Annotated in this window: 13 protein-coding genes; 5 read left to right on the top strand and 8 right to left on the bottom strand. The window is 39.8% G+C overall.

The genetic code is table 11. From position 1 onward, the window contains the following. Positions 1-6 precede the first annotated feature (6 nt). Positions 7-1,536 carry a GAF domain-containing protein gene (locus ABIE26_RS24025; protein ID WP_310146285.1) on the bottom strand — a complete coding sequence of 510 codons (1,530 nt, stop codon included), beginning with the start codon at positions 1,534-1,536 and terminating at the stop codon, positions 7-9. 163 nt (positions 1,537-1,699) lie between these two features. After that, positions 1,700-2,164 (bottom strand): hypothetical protein, encoded by a 465-nt coding sequence (locus tag ABIE26_RS24020; protein ID WP_310146284.1) that lies wholly within the window; start codon positions 2,162-2,164, stop codon positions 1,700-1,702. Between the two features lie 301 nt (positions 2,165-2,465). On the opposite strand from ABIE26_RS24020, the gene ABIE26_RS24015 reads away from it, so the two are divergent. From ABIE26_RS24015 to ABIE26_RS23995, 5 genes are all read left to right on the top strand, one after another. Continuing rightward, complete coding sequence (locus ABIE26_RS24015) at positions 2,466-3,140, top strand: helix-turn-helix transcriptional regulator (RefSeq protein WP_310146283.1); 675 nt, start codon at positions 2,466-2,468, stop codon at positions 3,138-3,140. 71 nt (positions 3,141-3,211) lie between these two features. After that, complete coding sequence (locus tag ABIE26_RS24010; RefSeq protein ID WP_310146282.1) at positions 3,212-3,535, top strand: hypothetical protein; 324 nt, start codon at positions 3,212-3,214, stop codon at positions 3,533-3,535. Positions 3,536-3,586: 51 nt separating this feature from the next. Beyond that, complete coding sequence (locus ABIE26_RS24005) at positions 3,587-4,591, top strand: TQO small subunit DoxD (RefSeq protein ID WP_310146281.1); 1,005 nt, start codon at positions 3,587-3,589, stop codon at positions 4,589-4,591. A gap of 116 nt (positions 4,592-4,707) precedes the next feature. Further along, positions 4,708-5,529: an alpha/beta fold hydrolase gene (locus ABIE26_RS24000; protein ID WP_310146280.1), complete on the top strand. Its 822-nt coding sequence runs from the start codon at positions 4,708-4,710 to the stop codon at positions 5,527-5,529. Continuing rightward, the gene (locus tag ABIE26_RS23995; protein WP_310146279.1) at positions 5,526-6,182 is read left to right on the top strand and encodes a lysophospholipid acyltransferase family protein; all 657 of its coding nucleotides are present in this window, start codon (positions 5,526-5,528) and stop codon (positions 6,180-6,182) included. Before ABIE26_RS24000 ends, ABIE26_RS23995 begins: the two co-directional genes overlap by 4 nt. Here ABIE26_RS23995 and rfbD read toward each other — a convergent pair. The 6 genes from rfbD to ABIE26_RS23965 all read right to left on the bottom strand — a co-directional run bounded on the left by rfbD (position 6,179) and on the right by ABIE26_RS23965 (position 15,328). After that, on the bottom strand, positions 6,179-7,033 hold the full coding sequence (gene rfbD / locus ABIE26_RS23990; RefSeq protein WP_310146278.1) for a dTDP-4-dehydrorhamnose reductase: 855 nt from the start codon (positions 7,031-7,033) through the stop codon (positions 6,179-6,181). The genes ABIE26_RS23995 and rfbD overlap by 4 nt on opposite strands. A 90-nt stretch (positions 7,034-7,123) precedes the next feature. Next, positions 7,124-10,012 carry a gliding motility-associated C-terminal domain-containing protein gene (locus ABIE26_RS23985; protein WP_310146277.1) on the bottom strand — a complete coding sequence of 963 codons (2,889 nt, stop codon included), beginning with the start codon at positions 10,010-10,012 and terminating at the stop codon, positions 7,124-7,126. Positions 10,013-10,185: 173 nt separating this feature from the next. After that, positions 10,186-11,793, bottom strand: a complete 1,608-nt coding sequence (locus ABIE26_RS23980) for a gliding motility protein RemB (RefSeq protein ID WP_310146276.1) — start codon at positions 11,791-11,793, stop codon at positions 10,186-10,188. Between the two features lie 2 nt (positions 11,794-11,795). Then, a complete protein-coding gene (locus ABIE26_RS23975) occupies positions 11,796-13,748 on the bottom strand; it encodes a polysaccharide biosynthesis protein (RefSeq protein ID WP_310146275.1) in 1,953 nt (650 codons plus the stop codon). Between the two features lie 174 nt (positions 13,749-13,922). Next, on the bottom strand, positions 13,923-14,759 hold the full coding sequence (locus ABIE26_RS23970) for a formyltransferase family protein (protein WP_310146274.1): 837 nt from the start codon (positions 14,757-14,759) through the stop codon (positions 13,923-13,925). Between the two features lie 2 nt (positions 14,760-14,761). After that, the gene (locus ABIE26_RS23965; RefSeq protein WP_310146273.1) at positions 14,762-15,328 is read right to left on the bottom strand and encodes a sugar transferase; all 567 of its coding nucleotides are present in this window, start codon (positions 15,326-15,328) and stop codon (positions 14,762-14,764) included.

Below are 15,328 nucleotides of genomic sequence, written 5' to 3'. Positions count from 1 at the left end.
GCTCAATTAACTATATAACTGCCTGGTCCTGAATTCAAAGAGAAAGCTCCTTAAGTTCTCTGCTATCTGCAGCTCCTCTTCCTTCCAGGGCAGCGCATGTAGCTTAAGGGTTTCCTGCCAAAGCTTAAACGATGCCCGCGGATGGTATTTAATGCCATCTTTTTCAAAATTTATAGCCTGGTTGGGGTCACCACCCCAGTTGATGGTTTCAACCGCCTCTGGCCTGAAACAAATGATGTAATCGCCCTTCATCGCATCTATGGGTATCACCAGTATCCCACTGCCCACATCAGCAAAAGCCGCAGCCTCGTCGTAAAGGCCGGCCATATGGCTGTGGGCAAAAACTTTGTTCCCACTTTTGCCTTCTACCCAAAGCAGCAGGTTGTCTAAAGCATCCTGCTCAGGTACCTGCCCTATAGTATCTATCTTCCCGTTCAGCATCACAACCGCCCCTGTAGCATCAAAAACATCGAGCAAGCTCATCCCTTGTTTGGGTAGTAAGCCCGAAATGATATTGTCTTCTTCGTAAATGCGGTCTGTAAGCACGCCGCGTTTGTACTGAAGGGCCGAAGAAAAATCGTACTGTTCTTTATCTAAAATGCGGCTAACCCCAGCCGATATCACTGCAGACAGCCACTCAAATACCGAGCATACTTCATAATCCAGGTATTTTGGGCCAAGGTGATGACAGGAAATGAGGCCCCATAATTCACCGTTCCTGATTACCCTGACAGACATGGAGGCTTCAATACCCATATTCTTCATGTATTCCAGGTGTACCACCACTACGCCCCTTAGGTTGCAATCAGACAGGTCAATAAAGGAATGGGTTATGGGGTTAATTATCGGGTACAGGCGCTGCGGCTGGTAAGACCTGTTTGGGATCAGGCGGTAAGGATTTTTCAGATAAAGCTGCCTGGCCTGCCTGGGCACATCCGAGGCGGGAAATGTTTGTCCTAAATAAGGTTCCAGCCTATCGTCCTTTTCTTCGGCAATTACCTTGCCGTTCCAGTCCTGGTCAAAACGGTACATCAGCACGCCATCAAAGCCAGATATCTTGCGCAGTTCATGTACGCTGATCTCACAAACTTCCTGCACAGTTTCGGCCTGGTCTATTGCCGCCATTATTTTCTTCACTTCCTGAAAAACATCCGTAAAGGTTCTTTTATGCTGTGCATTTACCTGCTCAAGTTCAATCAGCAAGTAGCCGGTTTTAATGTGCATCAACGCGTGGAATTGCCCTATGGCCTGGCCATCGCTTATCCCCAGGTCAAAAGGGATTCGCTGGCTAAGGCCACTTTTCAGGCCGTCCCTGATCTTTTTCAGATCGCTATCGTTTATATATTCAGCTATAGGGCTATCAATCAGTTCCTGCACCGACCTGCCGGTTATTGCAGAAGTATTTTCGCTGGCCTGTATAATTTTTAAGCCATCTGGCTCCAAAACCAGCAAATACCCATAATCCTGTATCAGGTTAACATTGTGCAAAGGCAAATTGCCGCAAAATTCGGAATCAAAGTTTTTTTTCTCTGTCATATGTACTCCCCTGTTGCCTGTGCAGCAGCAATTACCGGTTATGTATAAGTAAGGTGAAAATTAGTTCAACACTTTCTTAATACCAAATAATATACCAAATTGTTTGGAGCAGACATCCCTGCCAACTGAAATTGATGTTCTGTAAATAAAGTTCAAAGTGGATTTAAAGGATCTTCCCTTCCTTTTGGGCTTTAAGATTAATTCCAGCTCCAATTGCCAAGCCAAGTCCAAGCCCCAGGGAAAGCCCTAGTGCAAGATTTTTCATTGCTATCCCTATAGACAAACCTATAGCCACGCCCAATGGCATCCATACCGCCATGTAATAACCATTAGGCACAATCTTGTACTTTTTCATCAGCATGGCTTTATAGGCCGAAAGTTTTCCTGTATAGTTTTTAGCGGATAATTTCTGATCACCGGCCGGAGTTGGAAGATAAGCTATCAATTCTTCAGTGTCTTTTTTGAATTCCGAAAGCTGCAGTTCATCACTGATCTGTTCAGGAACTTTCAGGATCGCTTTCGCAATGAAGTCAAGCTCGTAGCTTTTTCGTTGTTTGTCGGTCAACTCTACGGCTTTGTTATCTAAGTCCTTTTGAATCTGTGTTTGCCAGATGTGATGATCGCTCATAGGGTAGGGTTTACCAAAGATAACTAATTCAACCATCAAATGAATCTCTAAGTTCAAAAATTATGACGTTAAAGATGTGCTTAGAAAGCCCTGCTACATTTTCTACTTTCATCAAAGTATTGAAAAAAAAATCATCATTCAGATTATATTTTCAATTATTTGATTAATAAGTGTTTAATAAAAATAAATTCATCTTTTTCTTACCAATGTAATCTCAAATCTATATAGACTTGTAGAGGAATTTTATTTAATATTCAGCAACAAAATTCGGATAAAAACCGAAGTTTATGATTATATTTGTATGAAACTATTTAGGAAAAACCTGCTGGAAAAACTTAAGACTAAAAATAAAGGCAATATTAAACTAACCAAGGCAATTGATGAATTAATATCTACGATTGAGATGAAAACATGGAAAACGAAAGAAGATATTGGATTAAAAAAGATATTGAGAAAGGGTATACTAACGTCAGAGCTTGAATTTGAAAGAGCTTCCATCATAGACCGTAAGCTTAGGTTGCTCGTAAAAGAGCATCCGGAATTAGCTGAAGAACATAGTCGTTTGCTGGACATATTGTATGCATACGAGACGGAACATTGGGTAAATCGTAAAATTACCCATGAAAAGATAACAGAAAATGATATTGCCGAACAGATTGCCGAATACGAAAACAAGTTCTATAAGCAACGTAAAGATGTGATCAAAACCAAGCTTAAGGAAAAAGGACTTACACAAAAGCAATTGGGAATGTTGTTAGGCCATTCCAGCGAAACTTACATCTCAGAATTAGTAAGTGGAGTAACCCCTTTTACATTAAATGATTTGATATTGATTAACAAATTGTTTGGCATTCCTATGGATCAACTGATTCCAACTACTTTGAATGTTCAAACCATATTTAAAGTGAGAGCGGTTATTGCAAAATTGAACAATCCGAAAATTCATTTGGAAATGAGAGATTTGATACCTGTATAACATTAAAGCTTCGTACCTTTGATATTGTGCAAAAGCTAAGCCGTCATATCAGAAAATACAACCGCATCATAATGCTGTGGCTCATTGTGTTTTCGCTGGCACCCTGCACCGTAAAAGAAGCCTGGCTTTCTATAGTCGATATCGACTATTCAAAACCGCTTAACCAATCCCGTACCACTGCCGGGCAGCAATGCCAGTTTACAAATACCGAACGGGGCGTAGTTTCAGTTGTCAAAAAGATCAAATTCAACAGGCAGCCTGCTTCTCCAGATTTTTCAATAAAAAATTACCGTACTGCTGCAGCAGCAATTAACACCCGAAATCCAAATGGCTTTTCGGGCAGCAGCCCACCTAAATATATTTTATACAAACGATTAAAGCTTGATGTGGTGTAGCGCTGCTACCTTAACAATATCATTTTAATCGTTTAATAAAATATCAATTCCATGAAATATCTTCCTACTGCTACGGCCAATCCGGCCGGGCTTTTCACTTTGTCTTTACGTTGGGTTATCGGCTGGACCTACTTTTCGGCTTTCTGGCGCCGGCTTGTGCTGGAAAACAAACTCATACCAGAAGAAGCCGGATACATCGGCGAAAAATTCAACCATTTTCTTCCTAACGCTCTTGGTATCAAACCCATTATTGAATACCTGGTTTCCAACCCCGAAGAACTGCAGCTGGCTATGGTTGTATTTACGGTAGTAGAGGCCATTGTTGGCCTGTTCATTATTTTAGGCTTGTTTACACGCCTAATGAGCATCGGTGTTGTGCTGCTCGCTTCGGGAATTCTGCTGGGTTCGGGCTGGCTGGGCACCACCTGCCTTGATGAATGGCAAATCGGGGTGCTGGGAATTGCCGGTGGCTTTACCATTTTTCTGAGCGGAAGCGGGGCCTGGTCAGTCGATGATTTCCTGAGCCGGAAAAACTATCCCTTTACCCACAAAAAGTGGTTTCCCTTTTTGGCCTCGGGTGTGCTGCCCCTCAAAAACCTGCAGCGGGTTGTTTTGATAGCTTCTGTTTTCATTTTCGGGCTTACCCTGTTTACCAACCAGTATTTCCACGGGGGTGTTTGGGGCAAGCTGCACAATAAATCCGTTAAACCAAAAGTCGAAATTTCCGATATCCGCTACAACAGCCCGGAACTTGCTTTCCGGCTGTTCCGTACAGAAGGTGCAGATGTATACGGTTCCTTTTTAATTGGAATAGATATCCTGAATAAAAATGGGGAGGTTGTGAAATCTCTTAGCCAAAAAGAGCTGGCCCAATTCCCTGAGCACAGGATTAAAAACCACTATGTTGCCAAAATTAAACCCGGAAAGCACAGTTTAATATTGCCACTTGGCGCAAAGGCAGATTTGGCGATAGATGTTAACGGCTTAGTTTTAAAAGAGGGCTATTCCATCAGGTTAACAGACATCAGCGGGGCACAGTGGCGTGCCAATCTTTAATAACAGAAATGATGTTTGCGGCAAAGCTGCAGCCCGGTACTAAAAATGAGGAAAAAACGAGGGCAAAAGCCTGTTTTTGGTATAGCAATTGATAGTAATTTGATCGCTAAACCACCATGACAGATCATTATTTTGAACATCCATTCGTAAAACTGCATTATTATAAATTTGGTACCGGGCCGCGGCATATGCTGTGCTTTCATGGCTTTGGGATGCATGGCAAACAGTTTAAGCTGCTTACCGCCCAGTTGGGCGGGCAGTATACTTTCTGGGGCTTTGACCTCTTTTTTCATAAGGAAACACAGTTAAAAGATCAGAGCCTGGGCACGGTAAAAAAAGGCCTGCAAAAAGCAGAACTGGCGGCCCTGATTGTTGATTTTTGTAAGCACGAGCAGATTGCTTCTTTTTCTGTGATCGGGTATTCTATGGGTTCTCATTACGCCACGGCCCTGGTAGAAGAACTACCTGCCATGATTAATGAATATATTGTAGCTGCACCTTCTTCTGTATATCCGGGCAAACTGGTTCGGTTTTTCAGCAGCAATAAGGCCGGCAATAAAATGCTAGAGAAGTTCCTGCTTAGCGAAAAGGCTACGGTAAGGCTAATAGATTTTGCCAAATGGCTCCGCTTTATTGATGCAACCGGGCAAAAGCTATTACACAAAGAGATTGGCACCCCAGAGCTGCGCTTTGCATTATATGCTTGTTTTACCTATCTGCGCCTGCTGGAAACAAACGAAGAGAAGCTGATTGGCCATTTGGATTCCTACAAGATCAAAAGTATTTTTATATTTGGCCGGTACGATAAGATGTACCTGCCAAGTATAGGAAAACGGTTCTTTTCCAAATTCAAATCAGCAGATGTGATTGTACTGGAAGAAACCCATGAAATGATCAATCTTAACTTTGTAAACAGACTTGTCCAATCCCTTTTATGATCATTAAATCGAAACCCCTTTCTCCTTTCCTTTTCAAGATTGTAACGGTTTTGATTGGCTGGATATTAAAAAGGCGTTTCAATAAGCTGGTGATACGGGACATAGAAATTAAGCCAGGTCATTCCTACCTGCTGATGTGTAACCATTTCAGTTTTCTGGATGGTTTTCTGGCTTATTACCTGTGCAATAAAATATTCAAAGAAAAGAAGGTGTTTCGAAGCCTGTATATCATGTCGTTAAAAAAACAGATGCAGAAGAACAAATGGCTCAGGTATTTTGGCTCGTTCTCTGTTGAACCCGGCAAGCGCTCTGTTAAAGAAAGTTTTGATTATGCTGCCGAGGTGTTATCTACTCCTGGAAATGTATTGCTGTTTTATCCCCAGGGAAACCTGGAAAGCACGCATGTAAGGTACATCCAGTTCCAGAATGGGCTTCGGGAAATCGTTCCTTTTGTAAAAGGCAAATGCCAGCTGGTATGGAGCAGCAACCTGATTGAATATTTTGAAAGCACCAAACCTTCGGTTTATTTTAACCTGCTACATTGCGGCACAAACGAAGGTTTTGATTTTGATGTTTTAAAACAAAAGGTAAACACACATCACAGGGATGCGATAGTGAAAAGCATCCGGTTCACCCAAGAGCCTATTCTTTAGCTTATTAACCTATCTATACAAACTTTCAAACTGTCTCTCCAATAAGGCACTGCAATTCCAAATGTCGATTTGATTTTTGATTTGTCCATTACAGAGAACTTAGGCCGTGTAGCCTTTGTTGGATAGGCAGACGTTGGAATGGGGCTAACCTTAACCTGTGTATTGCTCAATTCAAAAATGCCTTTGGCAAAATCAAACCAGGATACTGATCCCTCATTGCTGTAGTGGTATACACCATAAGCCTCTTTTCCAGAAGCTATAATATCCAAAATTGCACCAGCCAGATCAATGGCATAAGTTGGCGAACCAATCTGATCTGCAATAATGCTCAGTTCATCTCTTTCGGCGCCCAGCTTTAACATCGTTTTAACAAAGTTATTGGCATATTCAGAATACAGCCAGCTTGTTCTGATGATGTAATGTTCAGCAAGGGTGGTTTGAATATCCTTTTCCCCTTCCAGCTTGGTTAAACCATAGACATTTATCGGTTTAGCAATATCATTTTCCTTTAACAAATTTACTTCAGTACCTTCAAATACAAAGTCTGTAGAAACATGGATCAATGTAGCACCAAATTCTTTGCACACCTGCGCTACATTTAAAGCTCCCTGTTGGTTAATTAACCTGCAAAGCGCTATCTCATCTTCGGCTTTATCTACCGCGGTATAAGCTGCGCAATTGATCACAAAATCTGGTTTCTTTTCAGAAAACAGGCTTTTTAACGCTGCCACATCCAGAATATCCCCTGTAGTTTCATCAGGAAATTCGAGGGTGTTTATGTTTCTTTCAGTTGCAACAGCTTTTAAGCATTGGCCCAACTGGCCGGAGGCACCTAGTACTAATGTTTTCAAGTTTTTGTTTATATGTTTAAATAGATTACGAATATATAATTAAAAATCATGGTACAAGTTCGGAACGTACCGAAGTACTCCGAAAAATTTTTACCGAATTAACGTAACAGAACCCTTTCTCACAACCGCCTCATTTCGTTGGGTAGTAAATGTAGCAACCCAGAAGTAAACGGCTGTGGGCATTACCTCACCTTTATAGTTTCCGTCCCAACAGTTGTGCAATTCATTTGAAGTTGCTATCAATACACCTCTCCTGTCGTAAATCTGTATTTTAAAATTTGTTGCCTTACTATCGCTATTTGCTTTAAAAATGTCATTAACACCGTCGTGGTTTGGGCTAAACGCGGTAGGGAAAAACACTTCACTGCATTCCTCTCTAAGCAACTGTATATTGACATCATCAACAATACAGCCGTTCTTTTTCAAAATAGAGAAACGGTAATTCCCCGCATATAGCTTTGTAAAAACATGGTCAACCGGATAAGTGGAAGAGTTATATCTGATCATGTAAAGATCCGGGTTGGGTTTTATTGTAAATTTCACCTGACCGGGAAGATCACAAACCGGCTGTACCTTATTTACGATGCTTGTTGGTTTATTTAATGAAAAATCCGGGACAGCAACAGAGCGGATTTGAACCCCTCCGCCGCCCGACGTAGTTACAGTTACCTCATAAATACCCTGATCCAGCATATTAAAAATACCCGTGTTATTGCTCATGCCATTATTCAGGGTATAAGTGTAGGTTTCTGGAATGGCCGGACATACAACGCGTATTGCAGCCTTTCCCAGTACATCACATTCCGCAAAAACATCAATATCTGTTATCACAACAGGACAAGGTTGATAAACCAATGCTATATCATATTCATCAACCAAACAGCCTGCCTGGTTTAAAACTACAAAATGATGTGTTCCTGGAGAAAGGTTATCAAATATATGGTCAAAAGGCATCACATCGGTTTTGTACCGGATTTTGTACAAACTGCTATTTGCAGCTATGCTAAACTTAACAGTTCCTTTTAAGTCGCAGGCCGGATTGTTACTGCTATAAGTAATGTTTGGATGCAACAACCTATAATCCGGAACGGTTACTGTACGCGTTTGAGGAGCTCCTCCTCCAGATGCGGTCACCGTTAGGACATAGATGCCCGGATCCAACAGATTAAAAATACCGGTATGATTGGTCATGCCATTATTGAGCGTGTAGGTATAAGTTTCAGGTATCGGTGGGCAATTGACCTGGATTGCGCCCTTACTCAACACATTACACTCAGGAGAAATGTCAATGCTGCTGATCACAACAGGGCAGGGCTGATAGACCAGCTCCACATCGTATTCGTCAATTAAACAACCAGCCGCACTAAGTACCACAAAATGGTGTACCCCCGGCAAAAGGTTATCAAACACATGGTCAAAAGGCATCAAACTGGTCCCATATCGTATTTTGTATAAATTGCTATTGCCTACCATACTGAATTTGATATCCCCCTTTTGTGCACAGGAAGGATTGTTTTTACTGTGGGTTATTAAGGGCTGAAGCAATTTATAGTCAGGAACAGTTACAGCCGGAATGTCCAATACGTCCTCAGAAGAAGTGATTTTGATATCGTACTGCCCCGGGGCAAGGTTCTCGAAAATACCTGTGGAATTGCTCATCGTTCCATTTAAGGTATAAGTGTATGCATACGTATGAGGCTTGGTCAATACCTTCAAAATCCCTTTGTGATAGACATCACACTGTTGTTGTACCTGAACCTGGTCCAGCTCAATCTTACAGATGTCTTTTAGAACGGGGATGTCTACTGCATCCACTTTACAGCCATTTTTATTCAGGATTTCAAAGTGATATGAATTTCCAGAGCTTAAGCCTGTAAAAGTATGATTTATGGGGAATGTGCTATTGTTGTACCTAACCTGGTAAGTGGTTTGTGCAGAAGTAAAAGTAATTTCTCCTGGTATGCCACAAGTTTCATTTTTTGTTTGCCAGATATATACTGGCTTTATGAGGTCATAAGATCCTATTGTAACAGTAGTATTTAACTGGTCTGAAGCTGACGTGATGCTTACATTATAAGTTCCAGGCGCAATTCCCGTAAATTTGCCGGTAGTATTACTTACTCCGTTCAAAACATAGGTAAATTCCTCAAGATGGGGCTTTGTTATAATCTCAACCATGGCCTTATCAGGACCGCTACAATCCTGGTACATCTCAATTCTATCCAACTGTATACCCAATATGCTGCCATCTTCCACTATGCTTGCCGCATCCAATACCCCATAAGGCAGGGAGCCAACAAGCCCTACCACTTGTTTATTTTCTATATCGATCTCAATAACATCTGTCTGAAAAGGGGTTATAGCACGTAGGCCGTACACCGTATTTTTGTGAAGACTGGTTGCTACACTAACCAACCCAAACATATTTAGGGTAGAGCTAAGTGGAAGGTATACAAAACTTTTAGACGGATCGTTTCTATCTACTTTAACAATACCCTGGCTGGCTGCCATATAAAGCCCCCCATCAAAAAAACACATATCTCCCGTAGGGTAATACTGCATCGGTCCCAGGCTTGTATTTTGCCCAGTAACCAAATCAACCTGATATAAATTATTTGAAGAATAATAGAGTTTATTGTCGGGCCCAACAGTAAGCGCGGATGACGACATGCTGGCCGTTGCAAAGCGCTGGCAATTGTTTATGGTATTTCCACTCCAATCTGATTTATATAAGTAGGGACTTGTGAGCCAATAAAAACCAGTCTTATTCATTGCTATTGAAAAAAACTGGTCATTTGCAGCACATGTGCTCATCAATTCAGAAACCAGCCCAGCAGGTGTTAATGTAACCTTATAAATATTACTCCCCGTTGTAATGTTCATTGGGTTCCTGGGAGCACTTACGTAAAAAGTCTGTGCCTGTAGTTTAAAACAGCATAAAAAGATGATAAAACAAAGCTGCCAAAGTTTTTTTGTCATTAAAAGCGTTAATTGACCTGTTCCCTATACTTTAAAAATTATCACAAATAACTACATTATCTTACTAAGAAGCAATGATTAGATAAAGAAGAAACCGTACGGAAAATAATAAATACAAATACCCATCACCTGGAGGCAATAGTAAAAAGCAGAAGTTCAGCCAGCAAAGCTTATTAAAAATCCTGATACAAATTTCTGAATGTGCTGCGTAAACCAAAAGTAAACAATGCTGTATTGGTATTTTTGACAGAATTGGTTTCTCTTCTCAGTATACCACCCAGTTCCAGGCGTAAGTTATATTTGGGGTTGATCAGATAAGAGGCCCTTCCCTCAGCAAAATAAAGATTGGTTTTGATGCCCTGTCCAATGTTATTACCGTAATCAGCAACCCTGGTGTTGTAATCTTTAAAGATATCCTTACCATAGTTCATCCCCTCTGGGTCCAGTCCATATCGGGCGTACATTATTTGCCCCTGCAAATCAAATCGCTTATAGCTATAGTTTAATATACCCAACGCCTCTTTAAAATTAGCCCCCATTGGATGAGCTAATGGCTGGTTCATTGCAGCATAATTAGAGATTCTATTAAAGTGAGCATAAGTGTAAGGCCTTGCAGCATTGAATTCAGCAAGATAATTCAGATTTTCGACTTTAAACAAATCAGATCCTCTAACTCCGACCTGCAAAGCCCATTTATTAGTCCAATAACCATCACCCGCAAAAAATTCCTTAGCAACAAACTCATCAAACATGAATTGTCCGTAAACGGTGGTCTTATCCAAAACCTCATATTTAGCATTGATTCCCAAACGCATTTTATCGGGAGAGGCTGTATTAGCACTCTCTACAGACCTTAAGAAGATAAAAGGGTGCACGTAATTAAAATCAAAACCACGTTTACCTTCTTTTTCTGCATCAGCCCAGGTTACTGCCTGAAAAAAACCTACAGAAAAACGATCGGTAGCATTCCAATCGAGGTAATGCATTGCCGCCCATTTACCTCGGTCTCCCAACCTTCTACCGGTTGCAAGCTTTTCTGCCCCAGGATCCAACATATAACCAAATATCGTTTGGTACTGTACGTTCCCCAAATTTGCTCTTACCCTTAAAAAGGAATAATTAGCAGCCACATCAGACAAGAGCATTGAACGATAACCATCGCCAATAAAGTTTTTGTCATATCCTAATGCGATATTTAAATGCTTGTTAGGTGTATAAGATAACAAAGCGGTAACATAAGACCAGTCTTTTGCTTTTTTACCCAATTTCCCAGTCATTTCGCTTGGCACTACCCCGTTCGCATGGATAAAATCAGTAATATAATTGGCAAACACCCCTTGATTTTCAAAGCCATTGGTATAAAATGAGAATTTTTCGCCTACGGTACCACCGATCTGGAAACCTCTTGTGTTTTTCCAGGCTGTGGAACTATTTTTAAAATCACGACCAATTAATAAATCAGGAAGATAATCTGCGTAAACAGTATAGTCATCACCCTTAACATTAACCAAATGCTCTTGTGTTAGCTTTCTACGAAACCACGAGCGTTGATTTAAAGAGTCGACCCCCATCTCCATCAAACTTTGATAGCGATTTACCAGCAAAGAATCATCCGCATAAAACCCCTTGATCGCTGAATGCGAGCGGCTGTTTACATCATATACGGACCTGTTCAGCTTTTGATAAAATTGGTAGGAGTAGGGTATGTTTACATTAGGCGTTTGTGCGTTTAAGCTTTCGAAAGCCAAAACGAGCATACCTAGCAATAGGGATTTTCTCATTTTTAAGGGGTTTCTTCTACCGGAACCTGGGTATCCAGTTCTTCAAATACAGAGTTTTTGCTAATAAATTCTGGCACAATGACCTTCATTTGCTTTACTACCTGCCTGTTGTTGCTGGTTGTCGCATATTGTACCAGCTGATAAATCTGGGCTTCAATCTCATTAAAGATATATTCCCTTACCTGGCCAATCATAATTTTTTCATGGTGGGTAGGTTTAGTTATTTCACTATCATTTAAAAGTTCTTCAAAGAGTTTCTCTCCTGGTCTTAACCCTGAATAAGAAATTTTAATATCCTGATTTGGTACTAAGCCAGCCAAACGGATCATTTTTTTCGCTAGTTCCACAATCTTTACGGATTTGCCCATATCAAATACATAAATCTCGCCTCCTTTACCCATGCATCCGGCCTCTAGCACCAATCGGCAAGCTTCAGGAATGGTCATAAAGTATCTTGTGATTTCGGGATGGGTTACTGTAACAGGTCCGCCCTTTTCTATTTGCTGTTTAAAGCGTGGGATCACCGAACCATTAGAACCTAATACGTTTCCAAAGCGGGTAGTGATGAATTTAGTAATCGGCTTTACATTACCATCATTCAAATAGCTAAGCCCATTCGAAAATATCAGATCTGGATTATTTAATGAATTATTCAATGATTGTACATAAATCTCTGCTATACGCTTTGAAGCCCCCATCACATTAGTTGGGTTTACAGCCTTATCTGTCGAAATCATTACAAATTTCTGCACGCCATGTTTTACAGAAAGATCTGCAATGGTTTTAGTACCCAAAACGTTGGTTTTAATAGCCTCTGCGGGGTTATCCTCCATTAATGGCACGTGCTTATATGCTGCAGCATGATATACGTAATGAGGCTTATAGGCGGTAAACAGCACCTCCATTCTCTTCTGATCTTTCACATCCCCAATAAAAGCATGGAAATTGGTATTGATATGTGTTTCTTCCAGTTCTAAATAGATGTTATGTAAAGCTGTCTCACTTTGGTCACATAATATGATCAACCCAGTTTCAAACTTCAGCAACTGTCTAACAATCTCGCTACCTATTGACCCAGCGGCTCCAGTAATGAGTATTCTCTTATCCTTCAACTGATTTTGAATTCCATCAATGTCTATCTCAATAGTCTTTCTATTTAATAGATCTTCTATGTTGATGTTCTGAATCTGTGCTGTCGTTACATGTCCCTTAGCCCAAACTTCAGGCGACGGAATATTTAAAATCTTTACATCATTCTCCAAGCAAATATCCACTATTTGATTTTTTCTTTCGGATGGGATGGTGTAGGAAGCAAAGATAATTTCATCAACCTCATGTTTGGTTATCAGATGCTCGAGCTGAGCTGCATCCAAAATTCTTACCCCATCGATAGTTTTTCCTACCTTGCGCAAATCATCATCAACAAAGGCAATAATAGTTTTATTTACTTTAGGGTCATGGTCAAATGTTCTTTTGGTAGCAACACCAGCTTCACCCGCCCCATAAATGATAATCCTGATTTTGTCCAGATTAGCATTCTTTATGTACATAAAAAAGTACTTTACAATTATTCTGTATGTAATTAACATCAAGAAATTAAATAAAGTATATGTAATAGTGGTAACGCTACTGATAACGTGCTCACCAGTGATAACTATAGCTAAGGCATGAGTAAAAAACAAGATTAAAGAGCCGAGAACCACTGCAAAAAGAATTCTAAATGAATCCTGTGCAGATGTATATCTCACGATCCCTGCGTATGTTTTTACCGAATAAAAAACAAAGGAGTTGACTACGATTACCAAAACTACAGCTTTATAAAAAGCCATAAAATCGATATTATTAATAATAAAATTCTTCTGAAGAATAACTGCAAACAACAATGCAATAATGCTTAAGCAGATATCAATGGTAAAAATAATCCAGCGTGATACAATTTGTAGCTTTGTAAACATACACTTTACATAAAAATGATCCTTGCAAAACTAACAATAATTACACCAAATTATCGCATTAAACTAATAAGAAAAAGATTAAAGCACCGGAATAAGATGAAAAAATCTAAAATGTTGAATTAAAAATCTATTAAACACCGACTAAATTCAGAAATAGCAACTAAAAAAACATCGTCAGTGATTTATAACTATTTCGTACTCGACTGGTAGTAAATAGCCGTCCTTTAATTTTAAGTGCATTTGAGAATTGTCAGGTAGAATTTTCTGAACATCTCCTGACCATACTATTATCTTTTTATCTTCTGTAGTAAAAAAAGCACCAGGATAAGGAAATGTCGTTGCTCTAACTAAACAAGCAGCCTCACCCATCGTCATGGAGTTATTTAACTGCCCATCTTCCGGCCGTCTACCTTCCCAATAACTCGCAAGAGCATCATTTTGTTTCCTTAACTCTAAACGATCCGTTACAAGATCATCCCAGACCTTTTCAATTAAAAACTGATGAGCATCGTTTACTTTTCCATAGAGTTCAGTTGCTGTTGTTTCTTTCGAAAGCGAAATTTCATAGACACCCATGATATCTCCTGTATCAACTCCAGTATCTAACTTAAACATGGTAACTCCTGTTTTATCTAATCCTTTTAATATAGCCCAAGGAATTGCAGCACGTCCTCTCCCTTCGGGTAGTAACGTTGGGTGCATTCCAATTGCACCCCTATTGGGGGCATCTAGCACTTCTTTTCCTGCAATTTGCGACCACCCTATTATAAATAACCAATCTATATTTTTTCTTTTAATTTTTTCAACAACGTCCTGATCGTTGATATGATTAATTTTAAAAAGGTCGATTTTGTGTTGATTTGCAAAATCATCCAAGTAAATTCTACCTGATTTATTTTTTGCCTTATGGTCATGTAAGGTAATTAGCAGATCTAAACTACCCCCAACCTCATAAATTTTTTCTATACATGATAGTCCCAATTGAACACAGGTAACAAAAGCAAATTTCATTTCTAATAAGTTGGTGGTTTTTTAGTTAAATATAAAAATGTCTTCAACAATATGTGTAAATCTTGCTTGAAAGTAATATTTGAAGCATAGATACCATCCCAGTTCGCCTTTTCTTCTTCGGGCATAAAATCATATGAATTCACTTGCGCCAATCCTGTTAAGCCGGGCTTGCATTCTAGGGAGCCATTTCGAGTTCTTAATTGAATAAGTCTTTCTTGGGAAGGAATACATGGCCTTGGACCAAAAATGCTCATATCACCTTTAAGAATATTAAATAACTGCGGCAATTCGTCAAGATTAGTCCTTCTAATAAATTTACCGAAAGCAGTTATTTTTAATTTACCCGTGTCTGAAGATTGGACATTGGGCGTATTAACTGGCATACTTCTAAATTTATAAAACTTAAATAGTTTCCCTCCCTTACCAACTCTTTCCTGTCTAAATATACTTGGCCCAAAATCCTGGAAAAAAATTAGTATGCCTGTTAGTACAAAAAGAGGGAATAATAAAATAATAGCAAAGAAAGCACAAATAAAATCGACTATCCTTTTTACATATAATTTATACAT

This window comes from Pedobacter africanus (assembly GCF_040548825.1).
GTDB classification, from domain to species: Bacteria; Bacteroidota; Bacteroidia; order Sphingobacteriales; family Sphingobacteriaceae; genus Pedobacter; species Pedobacter africanus_A.
Note: the sequence above shows the minus strand (reverse complement) of the source record. Positions and strands in the feature narration are given on the sequence as shown.